This is a genomic window from Rahnella sp. PD12R (genome assembly GCF_019200965.1).
Classification (GTDB): Bacteria; Pseudomonadota; Gammaproteobacteria; order Enterobacterales; family Enterobacteriaceae; genus Rahnella; species Rahnella laticis.
Map to the genome: position 1 here is coordinate 164091 of NZ_JAHTMS010000004.1, position 16063 is coordinate 180153.

Consider the following 16063-nt stretch of genomic DNA (forward strand, 5'->3'; position numbering starts at 1 on the left):
GCGTATTTTTTCTTCAGACTGAAAAATCAGGATTTATGATGACTCACACTACGATGTCCGCAAAGCTGGCGTTAGCCAGTCAGATTGCGGCTCAGGCGGCAGAACTGGCGCTGGGTTTTTTCAACCGCCGGGACAGTATCGAAGTCAGCAGTAAACGGACGCAGGATTTTGTTTCGGAAGCCGACGTGGCGGTAGAGCAGTTTATCCGCGCACAGCTGGCGCAGCATTTTCCGCAGGACGCGATTATCGGCGAAGAGCTGGGCGGCGTGCTGACGGATGCGGCCTGCTGGGTGATTGATCCGATCGACGGTACGTCGAATTTCCTGCGCGGTTCGCCGTTGTGGGGCGTTTCGCTCGGGCTGGTCGAACAAAAAAAACCGGTGATTGGCGTGGTTGCGCTGCCGGTGCTGAATGAACTTTTTGCCGCAGAATCCGGAAAGGGCATTTTCCATAACGGCAAACCTTTGCGCCGCGACGACCGTTTTAGTGATGTCCAGATCGTGTCGCTGGGCGACAGTTCGGACGACAAACTGGATGAGGCGTCGGCGTTTTATCAGGGGCTGCGTGCGGCAGAATGGTCGGTGCATTGTTACCGTTGCACCACCGTCGGTATGGTGTTTGCCGCCAAAGGGATTATCGACGGGCATCTGCAACGCCGCACCACGCTGTGGGATATCGCCGGCGGCGCGGTGATATGTCAGGAAGCCGGGCTGGAAACCGTGGTGAATTTCACTCAGTTGCCGGACGGCACCGATAATTACCGCCACATGTCCGTGGCCGCCGGCACGGCAAATCTGCTGTCCGTGGTTCAGCCGTTATGGCCGGATCTCTCCCCGAAATAACCTTCTGGCGTTATTCTCAGCATAAATGAGCGTAACGCCAAAAATGCCTGCCACATCAAGTTTTCAGCCCCTGCAGGTAACACGAAAAATTCGTCCGGTAACCCCCGAATTACATTTTGAAAGTCAGTGTTTAACAAACTGAAATATAGTTTCATTTATCCTAAAGTTATCCCTTCACTTGCCGTTATCAGAGTTTCAAGTCACTGAATTAACGAAGTGTCCGAATGAAAAAAATAACCAATCTCTCTGTCCTGACGCGTTTACTGGGTGCGTTTGCACTCGTTCTGGGTCTGATGCTGATCCTCGCGGCGATGTCCGCCTGGCTGCTCAACAGCAGCAATCAGCAAATTGAAAGCTACCGCGCCTACCGGCTTCCCGGCGTTCAGTACCCGCTGGTAATGCGCGGCACGCTGGCCGAACTGCGTCTGCAACAGGTGCAGTACATTGCCTCACCCCAGGGTGCGCCGCGCGACGGCCACCGGGGTGAAATCATGCAGGCCGTGGCGACGTTCAAAGAAGCCGAAAACGCCTATCAGAAGCTGGACAGCGGCGGCAGTAAATCCGCGCTGTTTACGCAAATCGTGAATAACTTTGCGCAGTTCTCGCTGGCGAACGATGCCGTGATTGCTGCCGTTGAGCGCAACGATATTGCGCAGGCGACGCAAATCAGCGGCGATAACTCACGTAAATACCGCACGCAACTGATGGCCGATCTGGCGACGCTGGTCAGCGACGAGCTGGCGAACAGCGAAAAGGCTGCCGCGCAGGCCCGCAACAGTTATCACAATGCCAGCATGATGTTCCTGGCGCTGGTGGGATTTGCTTTCCTGGTTTCGCTGGCGATGGCGTTACTGCTGGCGCGTAATCTGGTGAAACAACTGGGCGGCGAACCGGCGTATGCGGCGTCGATCATGCGTGAAATCGCCGCCGGGAATCTGGCGGCGAAAATTGAGCTGAAACCCGGCGATACCGGCAGCCTGCTGGCCTCGCTGGAAGGCATGAATCAGCAGCTCAATAAAACCATTAATCAGATTATGGAAGGCAGCGAATCCATCAATCATGCGGCGAGTGAGATCGAGCAGGGCAATATTGATTTGTCACAGCGCACGGAAGAGCAGGCGGCGTCGCTGGTGCAGACCAGTTCAAACATGCAAAACCTGACGACGACCGTCAGTCAGAATGCCGAAAACGCCCGCGAAGCCAGTGCGCTGGCGCATGAAACGTCGAAAACGGCCTCGCAGGGCGGCGCGATTGTGACCGGTATGCAGGCACATATGCGCGATGTTTCGGGCAGTTCCCGCGAGATTATCAACATTATCAGCGTGATTGAGGGCATCGCGTTTCAGACCAACTTGCTGGCGCTGAATGCCGCCGTGGAAGCCGCGCGCGCCGGGACGCAGGGGAAAGGTTTTGCCGTGGTCGCCAGCGAAGTGCGCGTGCTGGCGCAAAAAAGCGGGCAGGCGGCGAAAGAAATAAAAGACCTGATCCAAGGGACGGTCAGCAAAATCGCTGAAGGGTCGCAGCAGGCAGATCGCGCGAGTAAAGCGATGCAGGAAATTGTCAGCTCGGTGAATAAAGTCGCCGGTATCGTCAGTGAAATTTCAACCGCGAGTTCGGAGCAGCATACCGGCATTCATGAAGTGGGAATTGCGGTCGATCAGATGGATCAGGTCACGCAGCAGAATGCGGCGCTGGTTGAACAGGCCGCTGCCGCCGCGCAATCCCTGACGGAACAGAGCATCGAGTTGCGCAATGCCGTGCGTTATTTCCGCACGGCGGCGCTTCAGGGCTGAATGTCAGGGCAGAACACCCTCAGACTTTATCGATGATGTTCAACTGAGGTTCCCAGTCAGAATCGGGATGCTGGGCAATCTGTTGTGGTGTCATCGGACGCCCCAGCAGATAGCCCTGTAAGGTGTCGCAGCCCAGCTGCGTCAGGAAATCCTGCTGCTGGATGGTTTCCACGCCTTCGGCCACGACCTTCAGATTCAGCGTCTGGCCCAGCGCAATAATCGCCGACACAATGCTGGCGTCTTCACTTCCGGCAATCAGATCGTTAATAAACGCGCCGTCGATTTTCAGTTCGCTGGCCGGAAGACGTTTCAGATACAGCAGGCTGGAATAGCCGGTACCGAAATCATCAATAGACGCTTTGACGCCGAATTTGGTCAGGCGCTCGAGGATTTCCACGCTGACATCCGGGTTGCGCATCGCCGTCGTTTCGGTGACTTCCAGCGTCAGCATTTCCGGCGGGATCTGATGACGCTCAACGGTATCAATCACCATTTCCACCAGATTAGCCTGCTCAAATTGCAAGGTAGAAAGGTTAACGGCGACGGTCCAGTTTGTGTGTCCGGCTAGATGCCATTCACGCAGCTGGCGGCACGCTTCGTTCAGCACCCATTCGCCAATCGGAATGATCAGACCGGTTTTTTCCGCCAGCGGCAGGAAGACATCCGGGCTGAGCGTGGTGCCGTTGCGCTCCCAGCGCAGCAGTGCTTCGAACCCGCTGACCGGCCCGTAAGGCGCTATAAATTTCGGCTGATAATGTAAACGCAGCTCGTGGTGTTCAATCGCCAGACGCAAATCATTGAGCATCTGTAACTGATTTTGCGCGTTGGCGTTCATCGATGGCTGGAAGAAACTGTGTCCGTTACGGCCTGAATTCTTGGTGTGGTACATCGCCGCATCGGCATTGAGCATCAGTTCGCGCTCGTTTTCGCCGTCGCCCGGATACACCGCAATACCGACGCTGGCAGATACCAGCAGCTCGTAGCGGGAAACGTAAAACGGACGCGCAATCAGATGCACCAGCCGGTCGGCGAGCTGCGAGGCGTCGGTCGGATCGGTGATTTCCACCAGCAGGATAAATTCATCGCCACCCAGACGCGCCAGCGTATCCGTAGCGCGCAGCTGAGATTGCAGACGTTCCGTCACCGAGATCAGCAACTGGTCGCCGATATGGTGGCCGAACGCGTCATTGACCGCTTTAAAACCGTCGAGATCGAGAAACAGCACGGCAAACTGAGATTCACCGCGCGACGCTTTCTGAAATGCCTGGCCGAGACGGTCTTCGAGCAACAAACGGTTTGGCAGGCGGGTGAGATTGTCGTGCAGCGCCAGCTGCGTCAGTTCGCGGTTAGCCTGCGCCAGCGACGACGCCAGAATGGAGGTGCGCGCCTGCATACGGCCATCGAGAATCGAAATAATGAGCGTGATTGCCAGAATCGCCAGCGTTACCACGATCACCAGCAGCGCCAGCCAGTTGTTATCGACGCCGCTGAACGCCGCCATACTGTGGCTGTCCGTCGGGAATTGTGCTGCCGCCATGCCGATGTAATGCATGCCGACAATAGCTGTACCCATGATCACCGCCGCGCTGATGCGCAACAGCCGGACGTTCGGGGATTGCTGACGCAAATGAAACGCCATCCACAGCGCCGCGCCCGAGGCGACAATTGCCACAGCAACGGACAGCGCAACCCACCAGTAATCGTAAACAATCGGCGGCATCATCAGCATCGCGGCCATACCGGTGTAATGCATGGCGGAAATCCCGCCGCCCATCAGCAATGCCCCGGCCAGCAAACGCCCGGTCGGTAAATGCGGCAGGCAAACCAGCCACAGCGCAAAGGCGGAAGAGATAATGGCAATAAACATGGAAAGCAGCGTAATCACCGGGTCGTAACCCATTGGCATGGCGGAATTAAAGGCCAGCATGCCGATAAAATGCATGGACCAGATACCGATGCCCATCGCAATGGCGCCCCCGCTCAACCAGAGACGGGAAGCCTTTCCCTCTGTCGTGGCAACCCGGCCAGCCATATCAAGCGCGGTATAAGAGGCAAGCATTGCAACAATGAACGAAAACATGACAAGCACATTGTTGTAATTACTGGAAAACATGTAAGGCTCCACACAGGCAGGGGGTCTATTTTAGATTCGGCGATAATGGCATTAAGATTTATTAAAGGCGAATGAAGTTACGATAATTTTTTTCGTGTAATTAAGATTAATCCGTAAGTGATTTTAATCAAATGAAAATAATTTCGGCATAATCTCCCTGCTAATAAACCTGAGAAACATCATGGTTTTTAAATGAATATGATCCGGCTATTCAGGCCTTGTCTATAGTTAACAAATAATTAAATGAAACAGGGCGGAAGGTATTTATGATCACAGTGCATCATTTGGATAATTCACGTTCGCAGCGAATCTTATGGATGCTTGAAGAACTGAGCGTTCCGTATGAAATTCAGCATTATCAGCGGGATAAAAAGTCGATGCTGGCGCCTGCTGCGCTGAAAAAAGTACATCCTCTGGGCAAGTCGCCGGTGCTGGAAGATAACGGGCTGATCCTCGCGGAGTCCGGCGCCATCATTGAATATTTGCAGGAAGTTTATGATGAAGACCGCGCGCTGAAACCGTCGGCCTTCGCTGAGCGTCAGCAATACCGTTACTGGATGCATTATGCGGAAGGTTCGCTGATGCCGTTGCTGGTGATGAAACTGATTTTCAGCCGCTTAGGCAAACCGCCGATGCCGTGGCTTATCCGTCCGCTCGCAGGCGCAATCGGGCAGGGCGTGCAGAAAAACTATCTGGATAAACAAATTTATACCCACATGGATTATCTGGAGAAACATCTTGCCACTCATCCTTATTTCGCCGGATATCAGTTCAGCGCGGCGGATATTCAGATGAGCTTCCCGATAGAAGCCATAAATGCCCGCGCCGGACTCGGACAATACCCACACTTAAATGCATGGTTATCAAATGTGACCGCGCGTCCGGCTTATCAGAAGGCGCTGGAAAGCGGCGGACCTTTCACGATATTGCGTTAAGTTGGCGGTTATTTTGTTGCGCCCGGACGGAGAGCGAGTGTCGTCATGAGCGCAACATAATAAACCTGAGAAATAATCCTGTTCTTGTCCGTTTTGCTTTTGCCGTTCACCGCCGCCAAAAACGCTGATGCGCAACCGATACCGCACAGCAAATCGCCAGCCGGCTGAATTTACATCACAACCGCGTTTTTATTGACCGGACAACGGTAAATTGTCGTCGATCGTAGTTGAAATGTGGGGTTTAAAGGCCGGATAATCGTTTGCTTAATTTTTCAGGCCCGCCATACGCGATGCGAGTTAAACGTTTGCCTTGTAGATCTGACGCTGATTTCGGCGGTTTCAGGCTACGGGTAAGGAAGCGAACGTGCAGAAACGATTTCATAATGACCACGCCGGCTAATCAGTAAAGACATTCAGAGGATTTTCCATGTCGAGTCAACACCCTCAGACGGGCAGCGCTGTTGCGCCAAAAGGCCCGTTTGATGCATTTTTCAAAATCAGTGCGCGTGGCAGCAACGTCCGTCAGGAAGTGATCGCCGGTTTAACGACGTTTCTGGCGATGGTTTATTCGGTGATTGTGGTGCCGTCCATGCTGGGTAAAGCCGGATTTTCGCCGAGCGCGGTGTTTGTCGCGACCTGTCTGGTTGCCGGTTTTGGCTCGCTGCTGATGGGCTTGTGGGCGAATCTGCCGCTGGCGATTGGCTGTGCGATTTCCCTGACGGCGTTCACGGCATTCAGCCTGGTACTCGGCCAGCACATCAGCGTGCCGGTGGCGTTAGGCGCGGTATTCCTGATGGGCGTGCTGTTCACGATTATCTCGGTCACCGGCATCCGGTCGTGGATTTTGCGCAACCTGCCGACCGGCGTTGCGCACGGCACCGGCATTGGTATCGGCCTGTTCCTGTTGTTAATCGCAGCCAACGGCGTCGGCCTGGTGGTGAAAAACCCGCTGGATGGTTTACCGGTCGCGTTGGGCGCATTTACCTCTTTCCCGGTTGTGATGACCTTGCTCGGTCTGGCGGTGATTTTCGGCCTTGAGAAACTGCGCGTTCCCGGCGGCATTCTGCTGGTGATCATCGCGATTTCCATTATTGGCCTGATTTTCGATCCTGCGGTGAAATATCAGGGCCTGTTCGCGATGCCTTCACTGGCGGGTGCAGACGGCAAATCGGTCATTTTCGATCTCGATATCATGGGCGCGCTGAAAGCCGCCGTGCTGCCAAGCGTTCTGGCACTGGTCATGACGGCGGTCTTTGATGCCACCGGCACCATCCGCGCCGTCGCCGGGCAGGCAAACCTGCTCGACGAAAACGGTCAGATTATCAGCGGCGGCAAAGCCCTGACGGCGGACTCCGTAAGCAGCATTTTTGCCTCTCTGGTCGGCGCGTCACCGGCAGCGGTTTACATTGAATCCGCAGCGGGTACGGCGGCAGGCGGCAAAACTGGCCTGACGGCTACCGTCGTCGGCGTTCTGTTCCTGCTGATGTTGTTTCTGTCTCCGTTATCCTATCTGGTTCCGGCCTACGCGACCGCGCCAGCGCTGATGTACGTCGGCCTGCTGATGCTCAGCAACGTGACCAAACTGGATTTCAACGACTTCGTAGACGCGATGTCCGGCCTGCTGTGCGCGGTATTCATCGTGCTGACCTGTAACATCGTCACCGGCATCATGCTGGGCTTCAGCGCGCTGGTCATTGGCCGTATCTTCTCCGGTGAATGGCGCAAGCTGAACGTCGGAACGGTGGTTATCGCCGTCGCGTTAGTGGTGTTTTATGCCGGTGGATGGGCGATCTGAATGCCAGGCCGGGCATTCGGGGCGGCCATTTCTGACGGTGAAAGTTTCGGTTTTTCAATGGCGGTGAACGCCGCCATTAGCGATTTTTAAGACAGGCTGGCGTAAGTTTCGGTTTTTCATGTGCGGTTATCACATGGCCTTTCGCGCCGAAACCGAGCAGAGAGGAAAGTGCTTTTCCTCTCTGCACTCTCCTCGCTTTTTTTACTGCGCGCTGTCGCTGGTTGGCTATGTTTCAGCGACTCTGGCTAGTGCCGCAAACGCCGCCGCTGCGCGGTGCTCTCGCTTTGGGTTCGAACCTGCTCGAAAAAAGACTCTTGCCGTTTCTCACTCCTCGCTCGACGTCGTTTTGAAAGCGGCCACTGGCTTCTCTAAATTCAAATGCAGACTGGTTTTATCTTTAAGAAGGGTAAGCTGGCGCGCTCAAAATCCAGCTGAACGAAGCGGCTTCGAGACCTATGGCTCGAAGACCGAGTGAAGGCAGCACGAAGTGCCTGGATTTGCGCCACACGCGGAAGCAACAGAACACGTCCATCGACCCAGCGACAGCGCGCAGTTAAAAAAACGCAGGATTCCAAAGGGTTTCGTTTAAAACCCTTTGGGCCGGTTTGGGCGGCGAGCCCAAGGTTTTGACCTTAAAGCCAGTGTGAGTGGCAACCCACGACCTTGAATTTGACCTTGTCATAAACGTCACTGCGTCCCAACCGCACGCATCGATTTAAATCATGTCCTCTTTTGATCTACTATTCCCTCTGTATGTGTCAGACCCCGTCTGATTGAAATCATAAAAACAAGAGTCTAAGGAAAGCATGGAAATCTTCTTTACCATTCTGATTTTGATTCTGGTGGTGTCGCTCTCCGGTGTCGTCACCAGAATGTTGCCGTTTCAGGTTCCTCTTCCATTAATGCAGATCGCCGTCGGTGCGGTGCTGGCTGTGCCGAGTTTTGGCCTGCATGTGGATTTCGATCCGGAACTGTTTCTCGTCCTCTTCATCCCGCCGCTGCTGTTTGCTGATGGCTGGAAAACCCCGACCCGTGAATTCCTCCACCACGGGCGCGAAATTCTCGGGCTGGCGCTGGTGCTGGTGTTGCTCACCGTCGTCGGTATCGGTTATCTGATTTATATGATGGTGCCGGATATTCCGCTGGTTGCGGCGTTTGCGCTGGCGGCGGTGCTGTCACCCACCGATGCCGTGGCATTGGGTGGGATTGTGGGCAAGGGCCGCATTCCGAAGTCGATCATGGGCGTGCTCGAAGGTGAAGCGCTGATGAATGACGCGTCCGGCCTGGTGTCACTCAAATTTGCGATCGCCGTGGCGATGGGCACCATGATTTTCACCGTCGGCGGCGCGACCGTTGAGTTCCTCAAAGTCGCCATCGGCGGCCTGATGGCGGGTGTCGCGGTGACGTGGCTGTACAGTAAATCGCTGCGCATCATGAGCCGCTGGAGCGGCGATGATCCGGCGACACAAATCGTCTTCCTGTTGCTGCTGCCGTTCGCGTCTTACCTGATTGCTGAACACATCGGCGTGTCGGGCATTCTGGCCGCGGTCGCCGCGGGGATGACCATCAGCCAGTCTGGCATTATCCGTAACGCGCCGCTGGCGATGCGTCTGCGCGCGAACAGCGTCTGGGCGATGCTGGAATTCGTGTTCAACGGCATGGTGTTCATCATGCTCGGTTTGCAGTTGCCGGGCATTCTGGAAAACTCGATTGATCAGGCCACTCATGATCCGTCAATCGTCACCTGGCACCTGTTTGCGGACGTCGGGATCATCTATTTTGCGCTGCTTATCCTGCGTTTCGTCTGGCTGTGGGTGATGAAAAACTTCAGCAATCGCTTCCTGAAAAAGAAACCGTTGCTGTTCGGCAGCTACAGCACGCGTGAGCTGTGGGTCGCGTCGTTTGCCGGTGTTCGCGGGGCGATTACGCTCGCCGGTGTGCTGTCGATTCCGTTGTTCCTCGCCGACGGTTCGGCCTTCCCGTCGCGTTATCAGCTGGTGTTCCTGGCGACGGGCGTCATTTTGTTCTCCCTGATTGCCGGTGTGATTGCCTTGCCGTTCCTGCTCAAAGGCGTAGTCGTGGCCGACGGAACGACGTATCGCGAAGAAGAGCGCATGGCGAAATCCGTGGCCGCCGAAGTGGCGATTGAAAGCCTGCATAAGATGGAAGAACGTCTGGCGGCGGATACCGAAGAAAACATCGATGAACAGACGCTGAAGGAAATCAGTTCCCGCGTGATAGGCACGCTGCGACGGCGGACGGCGAATCGTGATGATATGGAAACCGCGCTGAAGCTTGAAAACTTAGAGCGTCGCTTCCGTCTGACCGCGCTGCGGGCCGAGCGCGGTGAGCTATATCATCTGCGCGCAACCCAGAAAATCAGCAATGAAACGCTGCAAAAACTGCTGCACGACCTCGATTTGCTGGAAGCGTTGCTGGTCGAAAAAGAAGTCTGACGCAACGGTTTTCCGGCGTTAATCTGCCATAAAAGGCTTCCCGCGAACGTTGCGGGAAGCCTTTTTTTTCACCCGGAAACAGAGCAGTACGGCATCACTGTTTAATAAGAAAATAACTTAATAGGAAAATGTACTTTCCTCAGGCGTGACGATACTTTCGAACCACGTCAGTTCAGAGAGTTTGGTTTGGATCCACTGTCGGGAAAATGCCTCGCCCAGCGCCGCGGTTAAATACGGGCATTGCCGGAATTCATCAAGGGCGTGCTGCTGGAATAAAGGCAAAACGGGCGAGCAGGCCGTCAGATCAGCAACCGGGTCGTCCTCTATTTTTTCCAGCCCGTAAAGCATGCCTGTCAGTATGGTGGCCATCGCCAGATAAGGGTTGGCATCCGACCCCGTCAAACGGTATTCAATGCGGCGATGCGCTTCGCCTGAACAGGGAATGCGTAATGCCGCCGATCGCTGATTAACGCCCCAGGAACTGAACAGGGGCTCATTCAGGTTTTTCCTCAATCGTCTGAATGAATTGACGTTGGGTGCCAGGATCGCCATAGAAGCGGGCATCAGGTTAAGCATGCCGGCGAGACACAGACGCATCATTTCATTCAGGTTTTTGTCGCCGGAGGCAAAAACATTATTGCCCTGTTCGTCGTTCAGGCTGATATGAAAATGCAGGCCGCTGCCTGATATTTGCGAATACGGTTTAGCCATGAAATTGGCGTTGAATCCAAACCTGCGGGCGACGGTGCTGGTTAAGCGGCGAAGCGCCAGCACGCTCTCGCAGATGTCGACGACCTGCCCGGAGTGTTGCAGGTTTAACTCAAACTGACCGGCTTCCGCCTCACAAACAATGCCCGTTAAAGGCAGGTTTTGCCGCGTCGCCATCGTCTCAAGCTCTTCAATAAACGCGGTATGTTCAGACGGAACCGCTAAATGAAAACATCCGGAATTCTGAATGTGACGGTTTTGGGAGTCTTCGAGATAAAACTCAATTTCGGGCGCAATCACCGGGTATAAACCATGTTCATGGAATTTACTCAGCACGTTTGCCAGGATAACGCGCGGCTCAAGCGAATAAGGATTTCCCTGATCGTTTTTCATCGTCAGTAATATTTGTGCATTTTCAGCCGGATTATGGCCGCACGGGCGCAGGGTGCCTGCGACAGGAAAACATATTCTGTCCGGCTCATTCATTGCCAGATCATCATTCAGCGTACTCTGCACTTTGCCTTCTTTGTCCATGGAATAAACGGACTGAGGAAAATATGCGCCTTTTTCCAGTGAAAGCAGGGAGGTGATATTCATCCTTTTCCCCCTGAATGAACCGTTGATGTCGTTAAGATAAACATCAATATGTTTCGTGTCCGGGTTGTTTAATAAATAACGTTCTGCTTCCTGACGGAAAGTACTGTTATTTCCCGGCGTCGTATTTTCAAGCGTCAGCTGGCTTTCATTGGCCACTAACTTTGAAATTACCGGAGAACTGAATAAAGCAGGTGAGTGTTTTAATAATGAAGGCTTGAATGTCGGATTCATATTTTTCTTTCACGCATACCTTTCGGCGATAAATTGAGATTAATTTATGCGCAGAAGAAAGGATATATCGGCAACATAAAGATTAAAGTTGCCGTCGTAAAAAAAGTATAAATACCGCGTTCAGGGTTGCGGCCAGTAATCCCGGCATAGCGCAATCCACGCCTGTGCGCTGTGTGAAAGATAACTGCCCTGATGCCAGATCAGCCCCAGCTGCCACGGCATCAGCGGCTCGAGCGGCAGCCACAGCAGCGTATTTTTGTCCAGCCGCTGACAGATAGGTTCCGGCAAAATAGCCACACCCATGCCGGTTTGTACCATGGCGGCTAAGAAATCCCACTGGCCGCTGCGGGCGGCAATTTTGGGCGTGAAACCGTGTGCCGAAAAGGCGTCCATCAGCTGGCGGTATAGCGCGAAATCTTCGTTGTAAATCAGGATGCTTTCTTCCGCCAGTTCGCTGAGGGCAATGCGTGTCCGGTTCAGCCAGTGCGGCGTGCGCGGAACCACCACGCACAGCGGATGGCTGAAAAGCAGCAATGAAGCGATGGACGGCACGGCGTCAGCGGGTAGGGCGGTGAGCGCCAGATCAAGCTCGCCTGAGATGACCGCCTGCTGAACGGTCAGCCCGCCAAATTCAGAAATAATCAGTTCGATACCCGGATATTGCTGGCGGAAACTGCCGATCAGCGGCGCAATTTGAGTGCCCACCATCGGCGGAATACCCAATCGCAAATGCCCGAGCTTAAGCGTATTAATGTCTTCCAGTTCGGCTTCGAGCTGGCGGAACTCTTCCAGGATATTCAGCCCGCGCTGGTAGAGCGCCTGACCGCTGTCGGTGAGCCGAAGGCGTCGTCCTTCGCGGATGATCAGCGTGCATTCCAGCTCTTCTTCCAGATGGCGCAGCATTTTGCTGATGGTCGGCTGCGTGACGAATAATTTTTCCGCCGCGCGGGTGAAGCTCTGCTGGCGTACCACTTCGACAAAATAGCGTAATGTACGAACGTCCATTCACTGACTTCCCCGCTGAGATCGGTAAGTAACACAGTATTCCAGATTGGAATCATTTTTATGATTTTAATTCATTTCTTTACCGGTTTCCTGCGAGCGTATACTGAATTTTGTCCCTTTTTTGTCCTCTGAGGTCGTTCCCATGTTGCTGGCGTTGCGCACGAAAGCGCCGTCCCTGCTGACCCACTGTCAGATCCCCGTTCAGGTGGTGCTTTATGCGGTGTTATTTGTTATCGCCGATCGTCTTGTCACTGTGCTGCATCTGCCTTTACCGGCCAATATCGTTGGTATGCTGATGCTTTTGCTGCTGATTATGTTCCGCGTTTTGCCGCTGAACTGGGTGAAGGCGGGTTCCCGCTGGTTGCTGGCTGAAATGCTGCTGTTTTTCGTTCCGGCGGTGGTGGCTGTAGTGAATTACGCCCAGCTGCTGATGATCGAAGGCTGGAAAATCTTTGTGGTGATTGGCGTCAGTACGCTTCTGACACTCGGCGCGACGGCGGTTGTTGTCGATAAAATGTACCGGCTGGAGCAGCGTCTGGCGGCGAGGAAGGCATCGCGTGACTGATCTTCTTATCAGCGTTTTATGTTTTGTGATCACGCTCGGGCTGTATTACGCCAACAAAAAACTCTACCGCCAGCGCCGCACATTGTTGCTGATGCCGCTGGTATTTACGCCCATCGTGCTGGTGATTTTACTGGTCGTGACGCACACGTCTTATCAGGATTACATCGGCGAAACGCACTGGCTGCTGTGGTTGCTTGGCCCGTCAACCATCGCATTTGCCGTGCCGGTTTATGAAAATATGGCGGTCATCCGCCGTCACTGGTTATCGCTGAGTGCGGGCGTGGTGACGGCGATTGTGGTGGCGGTCAGCAGTTCGGTCTGGCTGGCAAAAATACTGACGTTGCCGGAAGAAGTGCAGCGCAGCCTGGCGGTGCGGTCCATCACCACGCCGTTTGCGCTGGCGGCGGCGAAGCAAATGGGCGGGCAACCGGATCTGGTGGCGCTGTTCGTGGTGATCACTGGTGTATTCGGTATGGCGGTCGGCGACATGTTATTCCTGCGGCTTTCGGTGAAAAGCGGTCTGGCGAAAGGTGCCGGGTTTGGTGCGGCGTCGCACGGTGCGGGGACCGCGCGGGCTTATGAACTGGGCGCCGAAGAAGGCGTGGTGGCGAGTCTGGTGATGATGCTGGCGGGCGTTGTGACTGTAGTGATGGCACCGGTGATTGGGATTGTAATGTGGTGATGATCTTTTGAAAAAGATCGAAAACTTTTAATTCAAATTCAAATTCAAATTCAAAACCGTGGGCGTCGGCCCACACCGACCAGAGACCCGGTAACGCGCGGGCCTCTGGACTCCGCGCTCTTTAACTGCGCGCTGCCGCGGGGACGAAGGACATGTTCTGGTACTCCGCCGCCTGGCGCGAAAACTTGCCGCTGCGCGGTGCCTTCTCTCGGTCTTCGAGCCGCAGGTCTCGAAGCCGCTCCGTTCAGCAAGCTTTCTGATTGCGCCTCCTGAGTTTTTCGTTCCTCCTCGTCTTTATGCCCTTTTGTTTTCGCGCCCCATTTTGTAAGCAACGTTTTGTTTATTTTTTCTGCTAGAATGCCGGCGGATATATTTTCTGTGAAGTGATTGTATATGCAGGAAAAATCTTAATAAAAAGAACATTTGAAATTTCTATAATTCATGGCAAGGATGCAAAATGATTTATCTGAACCGGGCGGCGGTTTGCGGCGGTCTTTTATGGCTGTCGGGATGCAGTACGCAGACGAATATTTCTCAGCAGGCGGCGTTGCAGCCTTCGGCCAGTAAGACGGCGTTACACATGCAGCGTATTTCAACGCTTGAGAGTAATGACGCGGTGACCATCGGCGCGGAGCACCTTCAGCCTGGCGATATTCTGCTTTCGTCAACGACGGGCGTGACGTCGCTGGGGATCCGTTTATTCAGCCTTTCGGGCGTCAGCCATGCGTCGGTATATCTCGGGAACGGCGAAGTCGCCGAAGCGGTGGGTGAGGGCGTGCAGATTGTTTCTCTGGAACAGGCGTTGTCTCACAGTAACTCGATGGTGAGTTTGCGCCACCCGGGATTTAGCGATGAACAGCTGCAACGGTTAAGATTCTTTGCGCAAAGCAAACGCGGGAAGAAATATAACTACAAAGGGATCGTGATTATCGCGCCATATACGTTGTCCCGCCGGGTGTGCGATTTACCGGTGTTCTTTGGCAAAGGCCGCAGTCAGTGTTTTGATACGCTCGCTACCGTTCAGATTGGCGATTCGGCAGATGCGCAGGAGACATTCTTCTGTTCGCAGTTTGTGATTGAAGCATTCAATTACGCCGGCAATCCGATTACCGTTTCAAACGCATTATGGATTTCACCCGCCGATTTACTCCACATGCGTGAAGGCGATATTTCCTCGTTCACCCCCGTCCAGCCCCTGCAATACGTCGGTCATCTGAAAAAATGGAATCTCTATAACGCCGTATTTGGGTAGAAACGCCGGAACCCACGCTTTTCAAAAATGCCCCTATGGCGCGCTCAAAATCTTGCTGATTGAGCGTTTCGAGACCTGAGTCTCGAACACCGAGTGAAGGGACCGCGCAGCGGCGAGATTTGCGCCACACGCGGGTGTCGCGGAATACGTCCGTCGTCCCCGCGACAGCGCGGAGTAAAAAAGCGGGGAGAAATCCAAAAGAGGGAAAGCACTTCCCTCTTTTGGTCGGTTTCGGCTCGAAAGGCTACGTGAGCACTGCTATTGAGAAACCGAAACTTTCACCTTTCCAGCCTGAAAAGCCGCTTCAAGCTGCGGCCTCAGCTTAATGTATAACCTGCGATAAGAACTCCCGCGTCCTCGCGGACTTAGGATTCGCGAAGAACTCCAGCGGTGGCGCTTCCTCGACGATCTCCCCGCGATCCATAAAGATCACCCGGTCGGCTACCGTTCTGGCAAAACCCATTTCATGCGTAACGCACAACATGGTCATGCCTTCTTCGGCCAGCGTGATCATGGTGTCGAGCACCTCTTTCACCATTTCCGGATCGAGCGCAGACGTCGGTTCATCAAACAGCATGATTTTCGGTTTCATGCACAGCGAACGGGCGATCGCCACGCGCTGCTGTTGTCCGCCGGAAAGCTGGCCGGGGAATTTGTTGGCATGTTCGGCGATACGCACGCGTTTAAGGTAATGCATCGCCAGTTCTTCCGCCTCTTTCTTCGGCATCTTACGCACCCAGCAAGGGGCCAGCGTGCAGTTTTGCAGCACGGTAAGATGCGGGAACAGGTTGAAGTGCTGGAATACCATTCCGACTTCGGTACGCACGCGCTCGATGTTACGCAAATCATCATTCAGCTCGGTGCCGTCAACCACAATGCGCCCCTGCTGATGCTCTTCCAGATGGTTAATGCAACGAATGGTCGTTGATTTACCGGAGCCGGAAGGGCCGCACAGGACGATACGTTCGCGCGGTTTCACGTTCAGATTGATGTCTTTCAATACGTGGAACTGTCCGTACCACTTGTTCACGTTTTCCAGCGTGATCATCATATTTTGTTTTTCAGTGACTTGATGGTCGCTCATGGTTT

General features: G+C 54.2%; 12 protein-coding genes. 8 read left to right on the plus strand and 4 right to left on the minus strand.

Features of this window, described 5'->3' with window-relative positions:
* The first annotated feature begins 35 nt into the window (after nt 1-35).
* Both KWG64_RS10075 and KWG64_RS10080 read left to right on the plus strand, forming a co-directional pair.
* On the plus strand, nt 36-842 hold the full coding sequence (locus KWG64_RS10075) for an inositol monophosphatase family protein (RefSeq protein ID WP_255562149.1): 807 nt from the start codon (nt 36-38) through the stop codon (nt 840-842).
* 224 nt (nt 843-1066) lie between these two features.
* Nucleotides 1067-2635: a methyl-accepting chemotaxis protein gene (locus KWG64_RS10080; RefSeq protein WP_195825250.1), complete on the plus strand. Its 1569-nt coding sequence runs from the start codon at nt 1067-1069 to the stop codon at nt 2633-2635.
* A gap of 19 nt (nt 2636-2654) precedes the next feature.
* Here the strand turns inward: KWG64_RS10080 and KWG64_RS10085 are convergent, their stop codons facing one another.
* The gene (locus KWG64_RS10085) at nt 2655-4748 is read right to left on the minus strand and encodes a bifunctional diguanylate cyclase/phosphodiesterase (RefSeq protein ID WP_218521822.1); all 2094 of its coding nucleotides are present in this window, start codon (nt 4746-4748) and stop codon (nt 2655-2657) included.
* Nucleotides 4749-5014: 266 nt separating this feature from the next.
* Between KWG64_RS10085 and KWG64_RS10090 the strand changes: the two genes are divergently transcribed.
* The 3 genes from KWG64_RS10090 to KWG64_RS10100 all read left to right on the plus strand — a co-directional run bounded on the left by KWG64_RS10090 (nt 5015) and on the right by KWG64_RS10100 (nt 9934).
* Nucleotides 5015-5683, plus strand: coding sequence for a glutathione S-transferase family protein (locus tag KWG64_RS10090; protein WP_218521823.1), 669 nt, complete (start codon nt 5015-5017; stop codon nt 5681-5683).
* Nucleotides 5684-6110: 427 nt separating this feature from the next.
* Entirely contained in the window at nt 6111-7478 is a 1368-nt protein-coding gene (locus KWG64_RS10095; protein WP_195825247.1) for an NCS2 family permease, read from the plus strand.
* Between the two features lie 806 nt (nt 7479-8284).
* Nucleotides 8285-9934: a Na+/H+ antiporter gene (locus KWG64_RS10100; RefSeq protein WP_104924212.1), complete on the plus strand. Its 1650-nt coding sequence runs from the start codon at nt 8285-8287 to the stop codon at nt 9932-9934.
* A gap of 117 nt (nt 9935-10051) precedes the next feature.
* On the opposite strand, the gene KWG64_RS10105 is transcribed toward KWG64_RS10100, so the two are convergent.
* A complete protein-coding gene (locus KWG64_RS10105) occupies nt 10052-11395 on the minus strand; it encodes a glutamine synthetase family protein (protein WP_255562150.1) in 1344 nt (447 codons plus the stop codon).
* A 195-nt stretch (nt 11396-11590) separates the two neighbouring features.
* Complete coding sequence (locus tag KWG64_RS10110; protein ID WP_218521825.1) at nt 11591-12475, minus strand: LysR family transcriptional regulator; 885 nt, start codon at nt 12473-12475, stop codon at nt 11591-11593.
* A 142-nt stretch (nt 12476-12617) separates the two neighbouring features.
* Here KWG64_RS10110 and KWG64_RS10115 point away from each other — a divergent pair, with 142 nt between their 5' ends.
* The 3 genes from KWG64_RS10115 (at nt 12618) to KWG64_RS10125 (ending at nt 14974) form a co-directional block, all read left to right on the plus strand.
* Nucleotides 12618-13040, plus strand: a complete 423-nt coding sequence (locus KWG64_RS10115; protein ID WP_218521826.1) for a CidA/LrgA family protein — start codon at nt 12618-12620, stop codon at nt 13038-13040.
* Entirely contained in the window at nt 13033-13722 is a 690-nt protein-coding gene (locus KWG64_RS10120) for an LrgB family protein (protein WP_195816288.1), read from the plus strand. Before KWG64_RS10115 ends, KWG64_RS10120 begins: the two co-directional genes overlap by 8 nt.
* Nucleotides 13723-14179: 457 nt before the next feature.
* Nucleotides 14180-14974: a YaeF family permuted papain-like enzyme gene (locus KWG64_RS10125; protein ID WP_218521827.1), complete on the plus strand. Its 795-nt coding sequence runs from the start codon at nt 14180-14182 to the stop codon at nt 14972-14974.
* A gap of 322 nt (nt 14975-15296) precedes the next feature.
* Here KWG64_RS10125 and KWG64_RS10130 read toward each other — a convergent pair whose 3' ends face one another.
* The gene (locus KWG64_RS10130; protein ID WP_101074916.1) at nt 15297-16058 is read right to left on the minus strand and encodes an amino acid ABC transporter ATP-binding protein; all 762 of its coding nucleotides are present in this window, start codon (nt 16056-16058) and stop codon (nt 15297-15299) included.
* Nucleotides 16059-16063: the final 5 nt, after the last annotated feature.

What these genes read in the sequence shown, in the direction of transcription:
- KWG64_RS10075 (WP_255562149.1), top strand. Translation starts at nt 36, where the DNA reads ATGATGACTCACACTACGATGTCCGCAAAGCTGGCGTTAGCCAGTCAG.
- KWG64_RS10080 (WP_195825250.1), top strand. Translation starts at nt 1,067, where the DNA reads ATGAAAAAAATAACCAATCTCTCTGTCCTGACGCGTTTACTGGGTGCG.
- KWG64_RS10085 (WP_218521822.1), bottom strand. Translation starts at nt 4,748, where the DNA reads ATGTTTTCCAGTAATTACAACAATGTGCTTGTCATGTTTTCGTTCATT.
- KWG64_RS10090 (WP_218521823.1), top strand. Translation starts at nt 5,015, where the DNA reads ATGATCACAGTGCATCATTTGGATAATTCACGTTCGCAGCGAATCTTA.
- KWG64_RS10095 (WP_195825247.1), top strand. Translation starts at nt 6,111, where the DNA reads ATGTCGAGTCAACACCCTCAGACGGGCAGCGCTGTTGCGCCAAAAGGC.
- KWG64_RS10100 (WP_104924212.1), top strand. Translation starts at nt 8,285, where the DNA reads ATGGAAATCTTCTTTACCATTCTGATTTTGATTCTGGTGGTGTCGCTC.
- KWG64_RS10110 (WP_218521825.1), bottom strand. Translation starts at nt 12,475, where the DNA reads ATGGACGTTCGTACATTACGCTATTTTGTCGAAGTGGTACGCCAGCAG.
- KWG64_RS10115 (WP_218521826.1), top strand. Translation starts at nt 12,618, where the DNA reads ATGTTGCTGGCGTTGCGCACGAAAGCGCCGTCCCTGCTGACCCACTGT.
- KWG64_RS10125 (WP_218521827.1), top strand. Translation starts at nt 14,180, where the DNA reads ATGATTTATCTGAACCGGGCGGCGGTTTGCGGCGGTCTTTTATGGCTG.
- KWG64_RS10130 (WP_101074916.1), bottom strand. Translation starts at nt 16,058, where the DNA reads ATGAGCGACCATCAAGTCACTGAAAAACAAAATATGATGATCACGCTG.